The 18,920-nt window shown below is 70.7% G+C and carries 21 protein-coding genes; 12 read left to right on the top strand and 9 right to left on the bottom strand.

What is annotated here, in order from left to right; genetic code table 11:
* Nucleotides 1-319: 319 nt before the first annotated feature.
* On the bottom strand, nucleotides 320-895 hold the full coding sequence (locus GDJ08_RS10845; protein WP_165699791.1) for a metal-dependent hydrolase: 576 nt from the start codon (nucleotides 893-895) through the stop codon (nucleotides 320-322).
* 175 nt (nucleotides 896-1,070) lie between these two features.
* On the opposite strand from GDJ08_RS10845, the gene GDJ08_RS10840 reads away from it, so the two are divergent.
* From GDJ08_RS10840 to GDJ08_RS10820, 5 genes are all read left to right on the top strand, one after another.
* Nucleotides 1,071-1,670 (top strand): NAD(P)H-dependent oxidoreductase, encoded by a 600-nt coding sequence (locus tag GDJ08_RS10840; RefSeq protein WP_153164858.1) that lies wholly within the window; start codon nucleotides 1,071-1,073, stop codon nucleotides 1,668-1,670.
* A gap of 12 nt (nucleotides 1,671-1,682) precedes the next feature.
* Entirely contained in the window at nucleotides 1,683-2,279 is a 597-nt protein-coding gene (locus GDJ08_RS10835; RefSeq protein ID WP_136004541.1) for a TetR/AcrR family transcriptional regulator, read from the top strand.
* 154 nt (nucleotides 2,280-2,433) lie between these two features.
* Complete coding sequence (locus GDJ08_RS10830) at nucleotides 2,434-3,750, top strand: hypothetical protein (protein ID WP_153164857.1); 1,317 nt, start codon at nucleotides 2,434-2,436, stop codon at nucleotides 3,748-3,750.
* A gap of 1 nt (nucleotide 3,751) precedes the next feature.
* Nucleotides 3,752-4,009 carry a hypothetical protein gene (locus GDJ08_RS10825; protein ID WP_153164856.1) on the top strand — a complete coding sequence of 86 codons (258 nt, stop codon included), beginning with the start codon at nucleotides 3,752-3,754 and terminating at the stop codon, nucleotides 4,007-4,009.
* A complete protein-coding gene (locus tag GDJ08_RS10820) occupies nucleotides 3,994-4,131 on the top strand; it encodes a hypothetical protein (protein WP_017356879.1) in 138 nt (45 codons plus the stop codon). Before GDJ08_RS10825 ends, GDJ08_RS10820 begins: the two co-directional genes overlap by 16 nt.
* A gap of 24 nt (nucleotides 4,132-4,155) precedes the next feature.
* Here GDJ08_RS10820 and GDJ08_RS10815 read toward each other — a convergent pair whose 3' ends face one another.
* Together GDJ08_RS10815 and GDJ08_RS10810 are read right to left on the bottom strand one after the other, a co-directional pair.
* On the bottom strand, nucleotides 4,156-4,857 hold the full coding sequence (locus GDJ08_RS10815; protein ID WP_153164855.1) for a response regulator transcription factor: 702 nt from the start codon (nucleotides 4,855-4,857) through the stop codon (nucleotides 4,156-4,158).
* Nucleotides 4,845-6,551: a histidine kinase gene (locus GDJ08_RS10810; protein ID WP_153164854.1), complete on the bottom strand. Its 1,707-nt coding sequence runs from the start codon at nucleotides 6,549-6,551 to the stop codon at nucleotides 4,845-4,847. The genes GDJ08_RS10815 and GDJ08_RS10810 overlap by 13 nt, the downstream gene beginning before the upstream one ends.
* Nucleotides 6,552-6,681: 130 nt before the next feature.
* Between GDJ08_RS10810 and GDJ08_RS10805 the strand changes: the two genes are divergently transcribed.
* The 3 genes from GDJ08_RS10805 to GDJ08_RS10795 all read left to right on the top strand — a co-directional run bounded on the left by GDJ08_RS10805 (nucleotide 6,682) and on the right by GDJ08_RS10795 (nucleotide 9,531).
* On the top strand, nucleotides 6,682-8,211 hold the full coding sequence (locus GDJ08_RS10805; RefSeq protein ID WP_229296494.1) for an alpha/beta hydrolase: 1,530 nt from the start codon (nucleotides 6,682-6,684) through the stop codon (nucleotides 8,209-8,211).
* 172 nt (nucleotides 8,212-8,383) lie between these two features.
* Entirely contained in the window at nucleotides 8,384-8,842 is a 459-nt protein-coding gene (locus GDJ08_RS10800; protein WP_153164853.1) for a methyltransferase family protein, read from the top strand.
* Entirely contained in the window at nucleotides 8,839-9,531 is a 693-nt protein-coding gene (locus GDJ08_RS10795; RefSeq protein ID WP_153164852.1) for a hypothetical protein, read from the top strand. Before GDJ08_RS10800 ends, GDJ08_RS10795 begins: the two co-directional genes overlap by 4 nt.
* A 9-nt stretch (nucleotides 9,532-9,540) precedes the next feature.
* Here the strand turns inward: GDJ08_RS10795 and GDJ08_RS10790 are convergent, their stop codons facing one another.
* Together GDJ08_RS10790 and GDJ08_RS10785 are read right to left on the bottom strand one after the other, a co-directional pair.
* Complete coding sequence (locus tag GDJ08_RS10790; RefSeq protein ID WP_153164851.1) at nucleotides 9,541-11,064, bottom strand: carotenoid oxygenase family protein; 1,524 nt, start codon at nucleotides 11,062-11,064, stop codon at nucleotides 9,541-9,543.
* Between the two features lie 45 nt (nucleotides 11,065-11,109).
* Nucleotides 11,110-11,532, bottom strand: coding sequence for a DUF2141 domain-containing protein (locus tag GDJ08_RS10785; RefSeq protein WP_153164850.1), 423 nt, complete (start codon nucleotides 11,530-11,532; stop codon nucleotides 11,110-11,112).
* A 144-nt stretch (nucleotides 11,533-11,676) separates the two neighbouring features.
* On the opposite strand from GDJ08_RS10785, the gene GDJ08_RS10780 reads away from it, so the two are divergent.
* Nucleotides 11,677-12,780 (top strand): sensor histidine kinase, encoded by a 1,104-nt coding sequence (locus tag GDJ08_RS10780; RefSeq protein WP_017357177.1) that lies wholly within the window; start codon nucleotides 11,677-11,679, stop codon nucleotides 12,778-12,780.
* On the top strand, nucleotides 12,777-13,418 hold the full coding sequence (locus GDJ08_RS10775; RefSeq protein ID WP_153164849.1) for a response regulator transcription factor: 642 nt from the start codon (nucleotides 12,777-12,779) through the stop codon (nucleotides 13,416-13,418). Before GDJ08_RS10780 ends, GDJ08_RS10775 begins: the two co-directional genes overlap by 4 nt.
* Before the next feature lie 50 nt (nucleotides 13,419-13,468).
* Here the strand turns inward: GDJ08_RS10775 and GDJ08_RS10770 are convergent, their stop codons facing one another.
* Nucleotides 13,469-14,542: an alpha/beta hydrolase family protein gene (locus tag GDJ08_RS10770; RefSeq protein WP_153164848.1), complete on the bottom strand. Its 1,074-nt coding sequence runs from the start codon at nucleotides 14,540-14,542 to the stop codon at nucleotides 13,469-13,471.
* Complete coding sequence (locus GDJ08_RS10765) at nucleotides 14,533-15,375, bottom strand: AraC family transcriptional regulator (RefSeq protein WP_153164847.1); 843 nt, start codon at nucleotides 15,373-15,375, stop codon at nucleotides 14,533-14,535. Before GDJ08_RS10765 ends, GDJ08_RS10770 begins: the two co-directional genes overlap by 10 nt.
* 144 nt (nucleotides 15,376-15,519) lie before the next feature.
* Between GDJ08_RS10765 and GDJ08_RS10760 the strand changes: the two genes are divergently transcribed.
* Nucleotides 15,520-16,221, top strand: coding sequence for a hypothetical protein (locus GDJ08_RS10760; protein ID WP_229296493.1), 702 nt, complete (start codon nucleotides 15,520-15,522; stop codon nucleotides 16,219-16,221).
* Nucleotides 16,222-16,231: 10 nt separating this feature from the next.
* Here the strand turns inward: GDJ08_RS10760 and GDJ08_RS10755 are convergent, their stop codons facing one another.
* On the bottom strand, nucleotides 16,232-17,206 hold the full coding sequence (locus GDJ08_RS10755; RefSeq protein WP_153164846.1) for a helix-turn-helix domain-containing protein: 975 nt from the start codon (nucleotides 17,204-17,206) through the stop codon (nucleotides 16,232-16,234).
* A gap of 120 nt (nucleotides 17,207-17,326) precedes the next feature.
* On the opposite strand from GDJ08_RS10755, the gene GDJ08_RS10750 reads away from it, so the two are divergent.
* The gene (locus tag GDJ08_RS10750; protein WP_153164845.1) at nucleotides 17,327-18,013 is read left to right on the top strand and encodes a cysteine hydrolase family protein; all 687 of its coding nucleotides are present in this window, start codon (nucleotides 17,327-17,329) and stop codon (nucleotides 18,011-18,013) included.
* Nucleotides 18,014-18,032: 19 nt separating this feature from the next.
* Here GDJ08_RS10750 and GDJ08_RS10745 read toward each other — a convergent pair whose 3' ends face one another.
* Nucleotides 18,033-18,854: an arylamine N-acetyltransferase family protein gene (locus GDJ08_RS10745; protein ID WP_153164844.1), complete on the bottom strand. Its 822-nt coding sequence runs from the start codon at nucleotides 18,852-18,854 to the stop codon at nucleotides 18,033-18,035.
* Nucleotides 18,855-18,920 lie beyond the last annotated feature (66 nt).

Raw genomic sequence — 18,920 nt, 5'->3', positions numbered from 1 at the left:
ACTGGATGCAGCACGAGCGGATGTGTTTGACTACATCGAGCGACGCCACAACCCAAGGATGCGGCGAAGGGTCGCCAGGCAGGATCAGAAGGTTGCAGCTCTTTTAGAACCGTCCGTGATTTCGGGGCAGAACCCGTTGGGATGCTCACAGGTGCTCTGACTTAGGCGCCCGGCGCCTTCGAGGCCCTTCGAGTTGGTCCTAGGTAAAGACTGGCCACCATCTATGGTGGCCGGTCTCCCACCAACTATGCTGAGCCGCACACACCTGAACCTTTTGAAACGCGTGACAGGCCGCAGGCGGTAAACGGCAACGGCCGGCTCAACGGGCCAGTGCCAGCGAGCCGATCAGGAACGCCGCCCAGACCGGGGCGATGCCGACTGCCCAGGCCAGCACCCGGCGTGGCGTGGCATGCCGGCTTGCCGCCACCGCCAGTGCGAATGGCGGCAGCAGCACGCCCAGTTCAATGATCAGGTTGCGCCACAGGTAGTAGTTGCCCGCGGACAGTGCGCCTGCGCTGGGGAGCAGGCCAACCGGCACGGCGATCTCCGCGGCAATGGGCCAGAGCAGGGGCACCGGATGCGCCCCTACCAGCAGGTCCATGAGCGGATGGGACAGACTGGCGGCCAGCAGCCAGGCGGTGGGCAGGCGCGCGGAGGCCGGCCGGCGCGTGAGCCGGTGCACCAGCAGGCTGGCCACCAGCGCGAAGAGCAGGCTGTGCGTGATCCGTGGCGAGGCGGCGTAGCCGAGGAGCCACACCGCCAGGTAGTCCAGATCGGGGCAGACGGCCAGAAAAGCGAACGGGACCACTGCCCAGCGCGACGGCGCGCACGCCCAGCGGTTGCAGCACAGATAGGCGGTGATGCCGGCGGCCGCGTGGCCCGCGATGGAAGACACAGAAACCCCTCCGAGATGCAGGCGCCCAGACTGCACCCGGCGCATGAGGCCACGATGGGGAGCATGTGTGGCGGGGATGAAGCCGCGCGACGGAAACAGCGTTCCGCTGACAGCACTGGTCCCGTGCAGGTCCGATGTTACGTTTGGTAGGTAACGTCATCCAAGGATTACTCCCATGCACAGCCTTATCGTCGTCGCCCACCCCAACCCTCATTCACTCACCCATGCCGTGGCCAGCCGCATCGGCGATGCCGTTCTTGCAGCCGGTACCGGCCATACCGTGGAAATCGCCGATCTCGCCGCGGAGGGTTTCGACCCCCGCTTCAATCCGGCCGACAACGCGCTCTTCCATCAGACGGCGGCCGCGCCGGCCGATGTGGCCGCCGAACATGCGCGCCTTGATCGCGCCGACGTGCTGGTGCTGGTCTATCCGCTGTACTGGTGGTCGTTCCCGGCGCTGCTGAAGGGCTGGGTCGACCGTGTGTTCACCCAGGGCTGGGCTTACGCCGACACCCCCGATGGCAAGGTGACCAAGAAGCTGCAGCGTCTGCAGGTGCATCTGGTGGGGCTGGGCGGTGCCGGTGCGGAGATGATCGAGCGACGCGGTTACGGGGCGGCCATGAAGACGCAGATCGACATGGGCATCTTCGACTACTGCGGCGCGCAGGTGCTGTCGTCCACGCTGCTGCTCGAGTCCGACAGCGGCGCCGCCGAGGCGCACCTGCGTACTGCGGCCGACATCGGACGTACCATTGGGGTGTCCGCCGCCGCCTGAACCCCCACCGCGATGCCTGCACGCCCTGAGCCCCGCCGCCGCCGCCTGCCGCGTGAACAACGCGCCCGCCAGCTGCTCGACGTGGCGTGGGCACTGGTTGGCGCCGAAGGCACCGATGCGCTCTCGCTGGGGCGGTTGGCCGAGGCGGCGGGCGTCACCAAGCCGGTGGCGTACGACCACTTCGTGACGCGCAACGGTCTGCTGGCCGCGCTCTACCAGGACTACGACGTGCGCCAGACCGCCGTTTTCGACGAGCGCATCGGCGCGGCGAAGGTGCAGTTGAAGGACCGCGCGCATGCCATTGCGGGTGGCTACATCGATTGCGTGCTGTCACAGGGCAGCGAAATCCAGGGCATTCTCGCCGCGCTGGCCGGCTCGCCGGAACTGCTGCAGGTGAAGCGGCGCTATCAGCAGGACTTCATTGCCAAGTGCGCGGGATGGCTCGGCGGCTTCGCACCCGAGGGGAGCGTGCCGGAAGCCGGTTTCTGGGCCATCCTGGGCGCCGCCGAGTCGCTGTCCGACGCGGTTGTGGCCGGGCGGGTGGCGCAGCCGGCCGCCGAAGCAGAGCTGGAGCATCTGATCGTCGCCACGGTGCGACGCGGGCGCTAGCGCCGCGTTGTGCCGGTGTGGCACCCCCGCGCGCGCTGAACTACCCTGAGCCGCAGCACCATCCATCACGTTTTCAGGGAGATGCGCGCGGATCATGGCAAGGATGTCGAGCGTAGGCCGGTCAGGAAAGGGCGCGCGTCATCGGTATGCGGGCATGGTATGCGCTGCCGCCGTCCTTGCCGGGCTGGGCGTGCCTGCGTTCCCGGCCCGCGCACAGGTTCCACCCAGCGGGATCGAGGTGGCCGTGCAACGTATCGCGGCGATCGCGGATGCACCGGCAGCGGCGCGCGCCGCCCGGCGGCTGTGGGGCGTGCCGCTGGATGCGCCGGTGATCGTGCATGACCGGACCTCGGCCACGAGCTGGCGTCGCGACCCGGCGACAGGCGCGCTCGTGCCCATCGCGCTGCGCCGGGATCAACCCCCGGCCAATACCTGCATCGAGATCGAGGGCACACCGACCGTGCTGCTGCTTCTGCCGCTGCCGGCGGACGGCGACGGCCTGGCGACGCTCTACTGGCACGAGCAGTGGCATTGCGTGCAGGCCGCGCTGGGACTGCCGTCGTCCGAAGGTGATACGGCGCATCTGGACAGTGAGGCTGGCCGCACCTGGCTGCGTCTGGAACTGCGCGCGCTGGCACAGGCGATCGCTACGACCGACGACGCGGATGCGCGGCGCCATGCGGCCGCTGCCGTGGCATTCCGGGACCAGCGTTCGGGCGCGGCCGCGCCCGGCGGCGATGCGCGGGCTGAAGAGGCGCGCGTGGAACGCAACGAGGGCCTGGCCGAGTACACCGGTCGCGTGCTGGCTGCGGCGGCAGGCAAGGGCAATGCCGCTCCTGACGTGGTGGCGGCATTGCGCAAGGCCGATGCAACCGCGAGCTTCGTCCGCTCCGCCGCGTATGCAACGGGGCCGGCGTACGGGCTGCTGCTGGACCGCTGGTCGCCACAGTGGCGCGGCAGGCTGTCGGCCGATGCGGATCTGCCCACGTTGCTCGCCGGGCGGATCGGCGCGCCGCCGTCGGGTGTCGAGCAGGCCGGGCGCACGTATGGATTGGTTGACGTGCGCGCAGAAGAGCGGGTACGTGCGCTGCAGCGTGAGCAGCGCAGCGCCGACTACCGCGCACGCTTCCTGGCCGACGATGCGGTCCGTCTGCCGCTGCGTGCACCGTCGGTGTCGTTCGATCCGCGCACGCTGTTCCCGCTGGACGACATCGGCACGGTCTACCTGCCGATCACCGTGCGCGATGCGTGGGGTGAACTGACTGCGCCTGCCGGCGCACTGCTGTTGAAAGAGTGGTCGCTGGCCAGGGTGCAGGGCGGCGCGGTGGAAGGCTGTGGCACCGCATGGAAGGGGCCGGGCTGGACGCTCACCCTCAACGAAGGCTGGCGACTGGAGCGGCAGGCGGTGGGGTGGCAGCTGACGCCCGGGGCCGCACTGCCCTGCGGTACGCAAGGACGCGACGGAGAATGACATGCGACTGATGATTGCGATCTGCATCGTGCTGTTGCCCACGCTGCTGGCAGCGCAGTTTCTTGGGATCTCCGTGCAGGCCAGAACCGGAGGGCCGCTGCAGATGGCCGATCTGTGGGCGGGGCTGCTGGGGTTCGCGTTGTGCCTGTGCGGCGGTGCAGTCGCACGCCGATACGCGTTCGTGGGCGTGGCGGTGGCGCTCCACGCCGTCTACTGGGGGGAGCGTTCGGTTTCCTGCATCGCGTGTCGCCCGAAGTGACCCTGGGCGAGCTGGTGCGCTGGAATGCTGCCCCGGTGGCCTGTTCGATCTTCAGCGCGCTGGCCGGCGCCTGGCTGGGGGTGCGCATCGGCCTGGGCCGGACAACGCCCGCGCGGCGTTGACCGGGCGGGCATGAGCGATGGCGCTCACGCCAGCGCGAGTTCTCCGCGCAGGGTGGCCACGTGCGCGCGCCCTACCGGGAGTTCCGCACCATCGTTGAGCACCAGCCAGTAGCGGCTGCCCGTGCCGGCATGCAGCGTGCGCACGTGACGCAGATTGACCAGATAGGAGCGGTGGCAGCGCACGAAATCCGGCGGCAGCACGGCGGTCAGGCTGGCCAGGGATTTGTCGTGCAGTTCGCTGCGGCCGTTGGCCAGGCGCAGTTCGCTGTAATCGCCATCGGCACGGATCCACTGCACCTCGGCCAGCTCGACCAGTGCGGTGCCCTGTGCGCGCCAGATGCCGAGATAGCGGGCGCCGCCGGCGCGGTAGCGGCCAACGTCCAGCAGGCGTTCCAGCGCCTGGCCCAGGCGCTCGCGTGAAAACGGCTTGGGCACGAAATCCAGTACACCGTGCTCGAACGCCTGCAGCGCACGGTCGCGGTGGGCCGACACCACCACGCAGTGGTATCGCCCGGCGACCGCGCGGCGCAGCAGGTCGAAGCCGTCCTCGCCGCCGAGGTTGAGGTCCAGGAGCAGGCCGTCGTAGACGCTGCGCGCGAGGCGGTCGCCGGCCGCGTCCAGATCGGCCACCGCGTCGAACCGCGCCCGTGCGCCGGCCAGCTCGGTGCACAGGCGCAGCAGGCGCTGGCGCACCAGCAGTTCGTCCTCGACGATCAGGATGCGCATGTCAGCTCCATCCGGCCGTACCACTCGTCACCCTCGGCACCCTGCACGAAGCGCCATCCGCCCGGGCAGGCGGCCGCGAGGCTGGCTTCGATGTAGCGCGTGCCGGTGCCGTGGCCGCGATGCGGGGCCGAACCGCGCGCGCTGCGCAGATCCAGCGTCCAGCGCTGGCCATCGCGCTGCACGCGCAGGCGGAACGGATGCTGCGCGCATGCAACCGCACCGGCATGGGTCAGCGCGTTCTCGACCTGCGCATGCAGCACGCCCGGCGGGAGCCACGGCGTGCCCGGACCGGCATCCACCTCGAAGCGGATGTGGCGGTCCATCGCCTGCCCCACGATGTCCAGGTGGTTGCGGCACAGCGCCAGTTCCTCCTCCAGCGGCACGGTCTGTCGGGTGCTGCTCTCGCGCAGGCGATCGAACTGTTCGGCCAGCGACTCGACCAGCCGGCTGGCGCGCATCGGCGCCTGCTCGATCAACTCCTGCAGGCAGGTCAGGGTGTTCATCAGCCAGTGCGGCTGGATGCCCCGCTGCAGCAGCTGCAGCGACAGACGCGCGCGCTCTTCGCGCAGCTGTGCGTTGTGCTGGTCCAGCGTCCGCAGCTGGGCGGCATGGCGCAGCAGCAGGAAGCCCATCAGCACCGCCAGGAACAGGAAGTAGGGCCCGTCGAGGAAGGCGCCGCCCAGCAGCGGAATGGCCAGCGCGCCGGCCAGCACCAGGGTCAGGATCGGCCCGCGTTCGTCGGGCTCGCCACGGGCGCGCAGCAGCAGGGCGGTCGCGCTGAGCAGGCTCAGCAGCAACAGCGCCGCTCCACGGCCATCGAAGCCGGGCACGAATGCGATCACGGCCACCAGTGTGGCCAGGTAGGCGAGGCGTACGCCGACCGGTACCGCCACAGCGAAGCGCCGTGCGAGGTAGGCGGGCAGCAGGACCGCGCCGGCCAGGTGCAGCGCCTGCAGCGCCAGCAGACGCGGCGCGTGCCACGGGTAGGGGTAACCGAACAGGGGGCGCCAGGCTTCGATCACCGGCAAGGCCAGTCCCACCAAGCCAAGCGCGAGCAGCAGGCGGGCGCCGGGAACGCGCGGCCGTCCGCGCTGCGCCGCCAGAAAATACAGGCACGACGCAGCGAGCGCGCCGGTGGCCAGTGCTGCGATCAGCCACGGGGCAACAGGATGGCCGTACAGCGACGCGACCGGTCCCACGGCAATGAAGGCATCGGCGCTGTGCAGCCGCCACCCGGGACGCTGGCTGGAGGCGAGCACCACCAGCGTGTCGCCTCCGGTGCCCGAGGCGGGCGGCAGCACGCGCAGAACGTCGACGCGGCCGGGCCGCTCTTCTGCGGCGGTGCGCCCGACCACGCCATTGGCGGCCAGGGGCCGTCCGTTCCAGTACGGCTGGCTGGCGGCGCGCAGGGACAGGCGCAGCGCCCGGTCGGGGGCGTTCGCCGCAGTGGCCGGCACGTCCCAGCGCAGCCAGTACGGACCGCGCCAGCCGGCCAGTACGCGTTGATCGAGCGGGCGCCAGTCCAGACCATCCGGCGGTGATGCCGGCATGTGTCCCGACGCGGCCACCGTCGCCGGTGCCATCGCGGCGGGCGGCAGGAACACGGTCTGCGGCGGCGGGCCCGCGGCCGACAACCATGCGGCGACGGCAGCGAGCAGGACGACGAAGGCGGTCAGGGTGCGGGCGATGTGCATGCGTCCATCGTATCGGGTGCGTGGAGACACTGGGCCCCCGTTTGGAGACGTTCGACCGACGGTGCCGCCCGGACCGGCACCCGGGACGCGATGCTGGCGTCGAACCCATCCACCCATCCCGGAGTCCGCCATGCGTACTGTTCCGATGTTCCTGTCCTGCCTGCGTCGCCGTGCCCCGTTCGCGGCCACCGCGGCACCGGCCGCCCGCCTGGCGGCGCTGTGCCTGGCCCTCGCTGCCGCACTGCCCGCAATGGCCGCAGATGCGCCGACGTCGCTGGTGTTCGAGCCCTACGAACTGGTCACCCAGGGGCATGGCACCATCGCCGCCGAAGCCACCTACCTGGAGGTGCCGCGTCATCACGATCAGCCGCAGGGACCGCGCATGCGGCTGCGCGTGGTGCGGCTGCGCGCGACCGGCGGCGACGGCAGCGCCGCACCGGTGGTGTACCTGGCCGGCGGTCCCGGCGGCTCGGGGATCGGCACCGCGCGTGGGCCGCGCTGGCCGGTGTTCGACCAGATGCGGCGCGAAGCCGACGTACTGCTGCTCGACCAGCGCGGCGCGGGGGCGTCAGAGCCGCCGCCGGAGTGCCCGTACCAGGACCGCTTCGACGATGCCAGGCCGTTGCAGCGCGAGGCCATGCTGGCCACGCTGCATGCCACCACCGCCCGTTGTGTTGCGTACTGGCGCGAGGCCGGCGTGGATCTGGCCGCGTACACCACCGTGGAGAGCGCGGGCGACCTGGACGCGCTTCGCCAGGCACTCGGCGTACCCCGGATCAGCCTGTGGGGGATGAGCTATGGCACCCATCTGGCGTTGGCCACGATGCGCCTGCACGGCGACGGACTGGAGCGCGTGGTGCTGATGGGCGTCGAAGGGCCGGACGATACGTTGAAGCTGCCGCTGGCGGCCGACGCACTGCTCGGTGAGCTGGCAACGGTGGCCAGGCCGGCCGGCGTCGAGGATCTGCAGGGATCGGCGGTGCGCGTGCTGGCGGCGCTGCGCGAACAGCCGCGCCAGGGGACCAGCCGCATGCAGGGCGGACGCACCGTCATGATCGGCGCGTTCGATGGCCAGCTGGCCATCGCTCTGTCGCTGGGCCAGCGCATGACCCAGCAATGGTTGCCGATGGTGCTGCGCGAGGCCGAGCAGGGCAACTACGATCCGCTGGCCGACCTGGTGCTGCTGCTGCGCAGCCAGTACGGCGCGTCCAACGCGATGTCGCTGGCGATGGACGTGGCGTCCGGGCAGAGTCCGCAGCGCCGCGCACTGGCCGAGGCACAGGCGCGCCAGAGTCTGTTCGGCGATGCCATGAACGTTCCGTTCCCGTCGCTGGGCGATGGGCTGGGCCTGGTCGATCTGGGCGAGGGGTTTCGCGCACCGGTGCGCAGTGACGTGCCGGTCCTGCTGATCAGCGGCACGCTGGACGGGCGCACCCCGCCGGCCAATGCCGAGGCCCTGCGCCCCGGGCTGTCCAACCACCGCTCGCTGCTGGTGCGCAACGCCGCGCACGACAATGAGATGTGGGTGGGCAACCCGGCCATCGCCCGCAGCATCGTCGACTTCCTGGCGGGCCGCCCCGTGGGCGATGCGGTGGTGGACGCCACGCCACTGACGTTCGCCCGGAGCGCGGCCGACATGGTCGATCCGCGCCGCCGGTAAGCCGGGCGCAACACCGTGAGGCTTGCCACGGCACCGGACCCGATGGGTTCGGTGCCGTGGTGCCGTTCGGCCGTGACGGCGGCCGGACAGTGGCGCCGGCACCGTGCGATGCGCATGATGGGCGCCAACCGAATGGACAGGGACAGCCGATGTGCGGACGATAGGGCGCGGTATGCACTGGCTTGAGACCCGTATCCCGCCGCCCATCGTGATGCTGCTGCTCGGGCTGGCCGCGTTGGGTGTGGCGCGCTGCGCGCCGGCATTCGCCGTCGATGTTCCGCTGCAGACCGCGCTTGCCGTCGGGGTTGCCATGCTCGGCCTTGTCCTGAACCTGCTGCCCAAGCGCGCGTTCCGGCGCGCTGGCACCACGGTCAACCCGCTGCGTCCTGCCGCATCCACGCAGCTGGTGACCTCGGGCATCTACCGCTACACACGCAACCCGATGTATCTGGGGCATGCATTGATCCTGGCCGGGTGGACGCTCCATCTCGGCAATGCGCTCGCCATGATCGCCCTGCCGGCCTTTGTGCTGTTCGTGACCCGTTTCCAGATCCAGCCGGAGGAGCGTGCGCTGGCGCAGCGCTTCCCGGACTATGCGTCCTACTGCCGGCGGGTGCGGCGGTGGCTATGATCCCGCGTCCGAAGCCCTCGGCCGATAGCGCGCGGTTGGCAGGCGTGGCGCCAGCACGGGTACTCGTGGCTGTCTGCGCGCTGGCACTGGCGTGTGCGGTGGCAATGGCATGGCCGCTGCTTGCCGGGCGCATCCCCGATCACGATGCGGGGCAGTCGGTGCGGGGGGTTGACGATGCGATGCAGGCCGACCTGGTCCGCACTTATCTGGCGCACGTCCTGCGTCGCACGCCGCAGGCGATTGCCGGCCGCCCGGTCGATGAGGTGATCTACTTCGACACTCTGTCAGCCGCATTCTGCGCCATCGACGCTGGCGGGCCGTGCGATGCGCAGGAGTATCTGGCCGTGGAGCGGGAGGGCGCACTGGTGGATGCTGCCGACCCTCGCCTGCCACTGGCGCTGCAGCAGGCACTCGATCGCCAGACGCGACAGCGCACGTACAACCGCGATCCGCATGTCCCGGGCGTCACCCGCCTGGACGCGACGGCCGGCAGTGCATTCGCCGACGCGTGCGCGCTGCTCTCTGCGCGCATGGGGCACCTGATCCGCATCAGCCGCGGCGTCGTCCAGGCGCCAGACGGCCCGGCGCTGGCGATGGTGCTGGATCGCTACTGCGACCGCAGCGGTGGCATGCGCGTGATCCGCTTTGATCGCCAGGGCACACGGTGGGTGGTGGCGTCGGGCGGCTGAGCGACGCGCTCACCCCCGCGCGGCGAACGTGCCGTGGAAGCCAAGCGGCACTGCGTACGGCAGCCACGCCTGCGCCACCGGGCCCTCGTCGATGCGTTGGGCGTCCAGCACGGCGATGCCGCTGCGCTGGTTGGCCGCGTCGAGCAGCGTGCCGACCAGCCAGCCGTCGTCGGCGTTGCGGCTGCCCGGGCGCGGCACGAACACGTGTTCTTCGGCGAGGATATCGCGGCCATAGCGGTGTATCTCGCGGCGCCCCCGCGCCACGTCGTAGCCGGCCACCGCATTGAAGTACGGCGCAGTCGTCTCGCCCTGCATGGCCGGGGCGTACAGCCGTGCGCCGCGGTTGCCGGCACTGCGGGTGTCGAACAGCGGGAACTCGATGCCCTGGATGCCGGTGTCTTCCCAATGCGCTTTGCCGGTGCGCAGGTCCAGGTGCAGCTCGCGCAGCGACGCGTTGGAGTTGACGGCGTGCGCGGCATCGCCGGCCATTGCTTCACGCATGGGCGAACGCGCTTCGTCGATGTTGTCGTGGCGCACGGTACGCATCACGATGCGGCCGTTGCGCTGGAAGGCATCGCCGAAGTGATAGGCGGCCGTGAACGCTGCCTCGAACCACTGCGCGGTGTCCGGTGCGGCCTTGGGCACTACCGCGATGCGGCACGCGCGGTCCGGGGCGAAGCGGAGGCGCTCGAAGAATGCGCCGCCGTCTTCCTTGTAGTCGAACGGCATCAGCATGAACACCAGATGCGTGTCGGTCATGGCGAAGGCGTGCAGGTAGCCCATGAACGGCGTGTCGACCACACTGGCCGAGCGCAGCTGGCCGTCCGCGCCGATCATCCAGATCAGCAGGCCGGTGCCGCCCAGCAGCGACAGCGAGCCGAAATTCCACACGGTGCCGTCGCGGTCCACCAGCGGATGTGCCGAGAACGGCACGGTGGCCAGATCGGCGCGCCAGGTGGTCGGGCCGAGTGTGGTGAGATCATCCGGGTCCAGCTCGAACGCCGAGCCGGCTTCGCACAGCGCGAACAGACGGCCGTTGATGCGGATCACCGAGGTGTTGGCGGCGTTGGCATCGTCGTTGTTGCGTACCGGCTGCACGTCCGGCACCACGGTGCCGGCGGCCGGATACAGGAAGCGCCCGGCCTTCTGCTCGCGGGTGAACTTGGGTGTGGCCACCATGCGCGCACGGTGGGTCAGTGTGCCGTCGCCGTTGAACTGCCAGCCGTGAACCATGCCATCGCCGTCGAACCAGTGGTCGTAGCGGAAGCCGTCGCGCTCGGTCCAGGCCGGGCCGTTGCGGTACAGCGTGCCGGCCAGCCCCTGCGGCAGGCGGCCCTGCAACGGCACCGTGGCCGGACCCAGCGTTTCGGTAGTGACACTGCGCCAGCCGGTCAGCCACGGGTGCTGGTCGCGGGCGGCGGCGAACTGCGCGGCATCGCCGGCGAAGGCGGGCAGGCTGCGCAGTGCACTGGCGCCGATCACGGCAGTGGTGGTGGCCGAGAGCAGCGAGCGGAGGAAGCGGCGGCGGTCCATGCGGGGGCCTCAGGTTCAGTAGGCGGGCGAGGGCGGGGTCAAGGATCAGCGCAGCGCGATGGTGATGGATGCACCGTTGGCTGGCACATGCACGCGGGCCTCATCGAAGGTGGGCTTGCGCTGCACCTGGGGATTGTTGCTGAAGCCATAGCCTTCCACCGGAATGCCGACCACGTTGGTGTCGAGCTTGCCGTTGTCGTTCTCGTCGTGGGTGACCAGCACCGCGTAGTCGCCTGCGGGCAGGTTCCTGAACACCACGTGCGCAGCATCGGCGATGGGCACCAGAGTCTGCCCCTGTACCGGGGCGGCCTTGCCGCCCCACCCGGCGGCGCTGTCCACCAGCGCCAGGCGGACGGTGCCGGTGTGGGTACGGATACCCTGCAGGTCGATCTGCAGGTCGCCGGCCGAGGCGGAGGTAGCCAGCAGCAGGGCGGCGAACGGAAGGCAGAACAGGGCGGTGCGGATCATGGCGGCAGCTCCGGTGGGTGTGGAGCCAGTCTGCCGGGCGGACGGCGGCCGCCCCATGCCCAGTGGTCATCGATCCGCAGTGCCGGAAGTCACTTTCTGCGCGCGGCCCATTGCCGTTCGGGGCGCTGGGCGGCAGCATGCGGCATGCCTGCTTTCCTGCGCACCCTCGTCAGCCCGCTGTCTCTGGCCGGCCTGCTCACCCTCCTGGGGGTGGGGCTGTCGCTGGGCCTCCCGTCCGACGCCAACGGCGCGCTGCGCTGGGGTGTGCTGGGTGCGTTCATCGCGCTGTTCCTGGCCTACGACCACCTGCCGGCGCGCTCGCCGCTGCGCCTGGCCAGCGATGTGCTGCAGGCGCTGCTGGCACTCTGGCTGGCCTGGTTGGAGCCGCGCGTGGGGACCGTGCCGGTGCTGCTGGTGGTCCTGGTGGCGCACCTGGCCGAGCATTGGCCGCCGCGCCCGGTGCTCGCCGCCACGCTGCTGCTCAACATCAGCCTGTATGCGGTGCTGCGCCACAGTGGTTTCAGCCACCCGCTGCTGATTGTGACGATCTACGCTGGTTTCCAGGCGTTCGCCGCACTGACCGCGCACTACGCGCGCAGCGCCGGGCAGGCGCGTGATGCGCTGGCCCGGGTCAACGCAGACCTGCTCGCCACGCGTGCGCTGCTGGCCGATGGCGCCCGCGATGCCGAGCGGCTGCGGCTGGCCCGCGAGCTGCACGATGTCGCCGGACACAAGCTCACGGCGATGCGGCTGAACCTGCGCGCGCTGGCCACCGAGCCGATGCTGGCCCATCGCGAACCGCTGCTGCTGGCCGAACGCCTGTCCGGCGAGCTGCTCGGCGACATCCGTCAGGTGGTGCAGTCCATGCGCGATGATCGTGGCCTGGATCTGGCCACGGCGTTGCAGGCGCTGGCGGCACCGTTCCCGCGCCCAGGCCTGCGCCTGCGCATCGCCGAGCAGGTGCGCATCACCAACCCGCTGGTGGCCGACGCCGTGGTGCGGTTGGCCCAGGAAGCGCTCACCAATGCGGCCCGTCACGGCGATGCCTCGACCGTCTGGCTGGACATCAACAAGGAAGACCACTGCGTGCGTATCGACATCCGCGACGACGGCCAGCGCCCCGAGCGCATCCGCGAGGGCAATGGCATCACCGGCATGCGTGAGCGTCTGGCGGACCTGCAGGGGCAGCTGGAGCTGGCCCGGACAGATGCCGGCGGCATGCACCTCACCGCGCGGTTGCCGGCATGAGCGCCGCGATCGCGGTGCGTGTGGCCCTGGCTGACGACCAGGCGCTGGTCCGCGCCGGGCTGCGTGCGCTGCTGCAGGGCCTGGGGGTGCAGGTGGTGCTCGAAGCCGCGGACGGCCAGGCGTTGCTGGACGGACTGCAGACCCAGCCGGTGGACGTGGTGCTCAGCGATATCCGCATGCCCGGCATGGACGGCATCCAGGCGCTGCAGCACCTGCGCGCACGTGGCGACCGTACGCCGTGGCTGCTGCTGACCACCTTCGATGAGAGCGACCTGCTGCTGCGCGCCAGCGAGGCCGGCGCGCAGGGATTCATGCTCAAGGATGCCGCGCCCGACGATCTGTACGAGGCGATCACGCGGGTAGCGCGGGGCGACACCCTGCTGCTGCCGGTCAGCACCGATCCTGTGCGCGCACGCTACCGCTTCCACGATGAGGCGCCGCCCAGCGACACCTTCGGCGAGAAGGAAGTGGCGATTCTGCGCCTGCTGGCCGGTGGCTACTCGAACAAGGAAATCGCGCGCAGCCTGTTCCTGGCCGAGGGCACGGTGAAAAATTACGTCTCCACCATTCTGGACAAGCTGGGCACGCGCGACCGCACCCGCGCCGTGCTCAAGGCGATCACGCTGCGGGTGATCTGACCGCGCGCGCGGTGCATCGCAGGGTCAGGTGAGGCGCGGCAAAGCTCCGGTCACAGTGTGTCGCGGAAGAAGCGCGTGGCCGCGTCGATGGTGGTCGCATGGGTCTGCGTCCTGGGCACGGCCACTTCGCACAGCGGCCCGAGGCGCTGCCGGCCCAGCGGGGTGCAGTCGGACAGGAAGTCGTAATGGCCCACGCCGGGCAGCGTCAGCCGCGTCGCGTGCGGGATCGACGCGGCGGCGACATCGGCATTGGTGGGCGGCGCGGCAACGGTATCGCGCTCGCCGGCCACGATGCCCACCGGCTGCACTACCTGCTCCAGCTCGGCCGGTGCAAATGCCTGCACGATGGCGGGGGCCATCAGGAACACCGCGCGCACGCCGGGGATGGCGTGATCGTCGCCGGCCTGGCGCACGTATGGCTGCAGGGCCGGGGTGGCGGCGGCGTCCAGGCGCGCCTGCAGAGTGAGCGTGGGGAACTCGGCCTGCGGCTGGCAGACGCCGTCCTGCGGCTGGGCACGGCAGAAGTCGAGCAGGCGTTGCAGATCCATGCGCGCGCCGGCGGCAAGCAGCGCGGTGAACCCGCCCGCGGAGTAGCCGGCCACGCCCAGGCGCGCCATGTCCAGGTGTGCCGACAGCGCCGGATCGGCGTGCACGGCGGCCAGCGCGGCCTTGAGGTCGCCCGCGCGCTCCCAGGTCAGCGTGCTGCCGGCCACGGTCATGGCGTCCACGCCATTGTTGCCGGGATGGTCCACGGCGATCACCAGGAAGCCGGCACGTGCCATCGCGGTGCCGAACCAGCCCATCATCCGCGCGCTGCCACCGTTGCCGTGCGACAGCAGCAGCACCGGCCACGTCCCCGCCGCCGGCACGGCATCGTCGGCGGCGCGGCCCACCTCGAACAGCGGTGCCTGCGGAGGGCCGATCTGAAGGGCGCGTTCGTGGCTGCCGGCCTGTGCCGGGTACCACACGGTGTAGCGCACGTGCTCGCGCTGCTCGGCGTCGCGCACGCCGGCGCCGGGGCGCAAGGCCTGGCCGTGGCGCTCGCCGACTGCCGTGACGGGACCCTCGGCAAGCGCGGGCGTCGACCACAGGGCCAGTGACAGGAGCAGGGGCATCATGCGCATGGGGGGCGTTCCTTCAGCGTGTCCAGGGGCAGCCAGATTTCCACGCCGCCGTGGCCGGTGTGGTCGTTGAAGCGGGCATCGTAGCGTTCCAGGTCGGGCGCGTCGGCCAGCTGCAGGCCGGAGGCCGGCAGGTGCACGTCCAGCAGCCAGCGCCACGTGGCGCGGATGGTCGAGATGTGCCCGGCGTGCCAGGCGACCAGATAATCGCGCGGGGCGATGTCCAGCGTGTGCCAGCCCTGCGGCGTCGGGTGGCCGGGCTGGCACGGGATGCCCGCCAGATAGTCGAAGTGGCCGTCTGCGTCGCCGTTGTGGCAGATGCCGAAGCTCACCGCCGACGGCACAGGGTGCGCCAGCGCCAGGCGCTGCCACTGCGCCGGAATGCCGGCCACGGTCGCTGTGCTGTAGCGCGCGTTGATGCCTGCGACCCGCAGGGGACCGGCCCGCATCACCCGGGGCGGCACCGCGCAGGGCAGAGCGGTGTCGTCGAGCTTGATGGCGTCCACCAGCGCGATGCCGTCCAGCCCACACGCACGGACCCGCTCCGGGGTCTGCCCGAACTGCTCGGCAAAGGCGCGGGTGAAGCTGCCGTGCGAGGCGTAGCCGGCCGCCAGCGCGACGGCGAGGATGTCGCCGGCGCCTTGGGCGAGCTGTCGCGCCGCCTCGCTCAGCCGACGTCCGCGCAGGTAGCGCACGATGGATGTGCCGGTGCCGGCCTGGAACAGCCGCGACAGGTGGAACGGCGAGAGTCCCACCGCGTGCGCGATGTCGGCCAGCGCCAGCGGGGTGGCGTAATGGCTTTCGATGTACCACAGCGCCCTGGCGGTCGCCCCCATGCCTGCACGGCTCCTTGTGATGGTCCGGTGCGGAGGGTAGCGCACGGGCATCCCCGGCGTTTCGCCGTTCTTGCTGCGCCGACACTTGAGGTTGCGCCCCCCAGCGCACAGCATGCGGGTTCACCCCTCTGATGGATGTTGTCGATGACCCGGATGACGTCGTTGCATCGTGCCGTTCTGTCGCTCGCGCTGGTACCGGTCGCCCCGCTGGCCGCCGCCGAGGCCGGTTCCCCGCCGAAACGGCCGTCGCTGGAGACCCTGCAGCGCATCATCGCCGACCGCGCGCCACAGACGCGGGTGGAGGCGGTCGATCACGAGCGGATCACGGCCAGGCGCATCGACATCGTGGGTGAGGACGGCACCATCCGCATGACGCTGTCGGCGAACACCCCGCCGCCGATCATCGATGGCATCCAGTACAAGCGGGCCTTCGATGTGGCAGGGATGATCCTGTACGACGACACGGGCAGCGAGCGCGGGGGATTCGGCGTGGCCGACACGCCCGCCGGCACCGCGGCGGTGCTCGCGCTGGATCATCCGGCGATGGATGCGGCGGGCTGGCGGGTGTCGCCGGACGGCTCGGTGATGTTCGTGATCAACCAGGCGCCACCGTTGATCCGCGAGGCCGGGCTCGGCAATCGCCTGGTCCCCGGTGTGGAAGCGCCCACGCGGGTGAAGCTCAGTGTTGCCGCCGACGGCACGCCGATGGTGGCGCTGGCCGATGCCGGCAATCAGCCGCGGGTGCGGATGACCGTGACCCCGGAAGGCTACGGTGCGATCGAGTTTCTGGATGCGGCGGGCAAGGTCGTTCACGTGATGGCACCGGAGCGCGACCTCAAACGCTAGCGCGTAGCAATCAGGAACTGGCGCCCAGGAAGGTGCGCCGGTAGGCGCCAGGCGACACGCCGTAGGCGGTACTGAAGTGGCTGCGCAGGGACGCCGTCGAGCCGAAGCCGGCCTGGCCGGCGATGCGCTCCAGCGCGGTGTCACTGGTTTCCAGCAGGCGCTGTGCGCGCGCCAGGCGCTGGTCGAGCAGCCACTGGTTGAAGGTGGTGCCGGTCAGACTGCGGAAGTGCCGGGTGAAGGTGCGCCGGCTCATGCTGGCGCGCGCGGCCAGGGCATCGATCCCGATCGGCTCGGCGAGGTGGAACAGCGCCCATTCCAGCACCCCGGCCAGACGGTCGTCGCCGAACGTGGCCGGCAGCGGCTGTTCGATGTACTGCGCCTGGCCGCCCTGGCGGTGCGGGGCGACCACCATGCGTCTTGCGACGCGGCTGGCGATCTCTGCGCCGTGGTCCTGGCGCAACAGATGCAGGCAGCAGTCGATGGCCGCCGCGGTACCGGCCGAGGTCAGCAGGGTGCCGTCCTGCACGTAGAGCACATCGCGCTGCAGCTGCACCTGCGGGTGCAGTGCGGCCACATCGTCCATGAACACCCAGTGGGTCGAGGCGCGGCGCCCGTCGAGCAGTCCGGCCTGGGCGAGCACCACCGCGCCCAGGCACAGCCCGACCAGGCGCGCGCCGCGCGCGTGGGCCGCGCGCAGGGCGTCCAGCAGCGCGGGCGGTGCCGGCTCGGCCGGGTCGCGCCAGGCCGGCACCACGATGGTATCGGCGTCGGCCAGCGCCTCCAGCCCCTGCGCAACGTCGATGCTGAAGCCGGCCGGGGTCCGCAGTGGCCCGGGCTCGGCGGCGCACACGCTCAACCGGTAGCGGGGCGCGCCGAGGCGGAGCAGGTCCTCACCGAACACCATGCACGGCACGGCGAGATGGAAAGGGCTGATCTGCTGGTAGGCCACCACGGCGACGTGGTGCGGAGCGGGGTCGGTCAACATGGCCCGATCCTAGCAGTGAATGGCATCCGGGCCACTGTTGGCGCGAACAGGGGGGGCGGAACAATGGTGGCCGTCGGCGCACCGCCGCCCACCCCCCGTCACTGCCCCGGAGTTCCCCACATGAAAGCTCTCATTCTTCCCCTCGTCGCCGGTATCACCCTGGCCGCTGCCAGCGGCGCTGCGACGGCCGCCGATGCACCCACGCTGCGCACCCTCGGCGGCGCCACTGCACCGCAGCAGCTGCACGCCGACAGCACCGCGCTGCTGGTGATCGATTTCCAGAATGAGTATTACACCGGCCGGCTGCCGATCCCCGACGGCGACGCCGCGCTGGCCAACAGCCAGCGGCTGGTACGCATGGCCGACGCCAACGGCATCGCCGTGTTCCACGTACAGCACGTCAACCCGGCTGCTGCACCCGTGTTTGCCGAGGGCAGCGTGGGCGTGCAGCTGGTTCCCGGCATGCAGCCGGCGGCCCACCACGCGCTCGTCAGGAAGACCACGGTGAGTTCGTTCGCCAGCACCGACCTGGACGCGCAGTTGAAGGCCCGTGGCATCCGCACGCTGATCATCGCAGGGCTGATGACGCATGTCTGCGTGGCCACCACTGCCCGCGATGCGGTGCCGCTGGGCTATGAGGTGATCGTGCCGTCCGATGCAGTCGCCACCCGCAGCGTGCAGGCGTACGACGGCAACGGGGTGGTGGGCGCCGACGCGCTGCACCGCGCCGCGCTGACCGGAATCGCCGACGCGTTCGGCAGCGTCCTGTCCACCGCCGCCGTGCTGGCCCTGCCGGTACAACGTTGACGTCGACGGTGCCGCATCGTCAGGCCGCGCCGCGCAGCCACGCGGCGATTGCGTCGCGCAGGCGTGGGTGCGTGGGTGGGGTGATGCCGAAGTCCTCGCGCAGCACCTGCAGCACATCCTCCACATCGACCAGCGCGCGCCGCTCACTCGGCTGCCCGTGGCGATGCACTGCATAACGGCCGGCGCCGAGGGTGCGCCGCCAGCCGGGGCCGCTCAGTGCCGCACGCAGCTGGCCGGGGAAGGACGACGCCGGATGCGTGCAGACATACCAGTTGCCGACGATGTGATCCACGGCTTCCTGCACCTGCAGGTCGAAGCGGTACAGCGGCCGCCACTCGCCCCCCACGTCCACCCGCAGTAGATACGCATCCTCGTACCGGTCCATCCGGTAGCGCTCGTGGGGCGTTGCCTGCGGGAAGCGCTGGTCCAGCCGCAGCGGCCCGGTCGGCGTATTGCCACCGAAACCGACATCCACGCTGTAGGCCACCCCGTCAATGACCACCAGCACCAGCATGTGGGTACGCGCGGTGGGTGAATCGTCGCTGGCGTCCATCACCACCCGCGCGGCCAGCGCGCGGGCCTGGAAGCCGAGGTGCTGCAGCAGCGCCAGGAACAGGCCATTGAGCTCATAGCAGTACCCGCCGCGCCCTTCGTGCAGCAGCTTGTGCGCCACGCTGGGGAGGTCGATGGCGACGGCATCGCGCAGCAGGCAGGTGAGCGTCTCGAACGGGAACATGGCGTTGTGCCGCTGCTGCAGCCGGGCCAGTGTCGCCAGCGTGGGAGGTGGTGGCGTGGGTTCGCCGAGTCGTTGCAGGTACGCGTGAAGGTCGTGCGGGGTCATGGGCAGCCCACCACCGGGGAAGGTGACGCCACTGTCGCGGCTCAACCGTGGTTGAGGTCAAGCCGG

The sequence above is a fragment of the Stenotrophomonas nematodicola genome (genome assembly GCF_009467805.1).
Classification (GTDB): Bacteria; Pseudomonadota; Gammaproteobacteria; order Xanthomonadales; family Xanthomonadaceae; genus Stenotrophomonas; species Stenotrophomonas nematodicola.
This window is presented reverse-complemented; position numbering and strand designations above follow the sequence as displayed.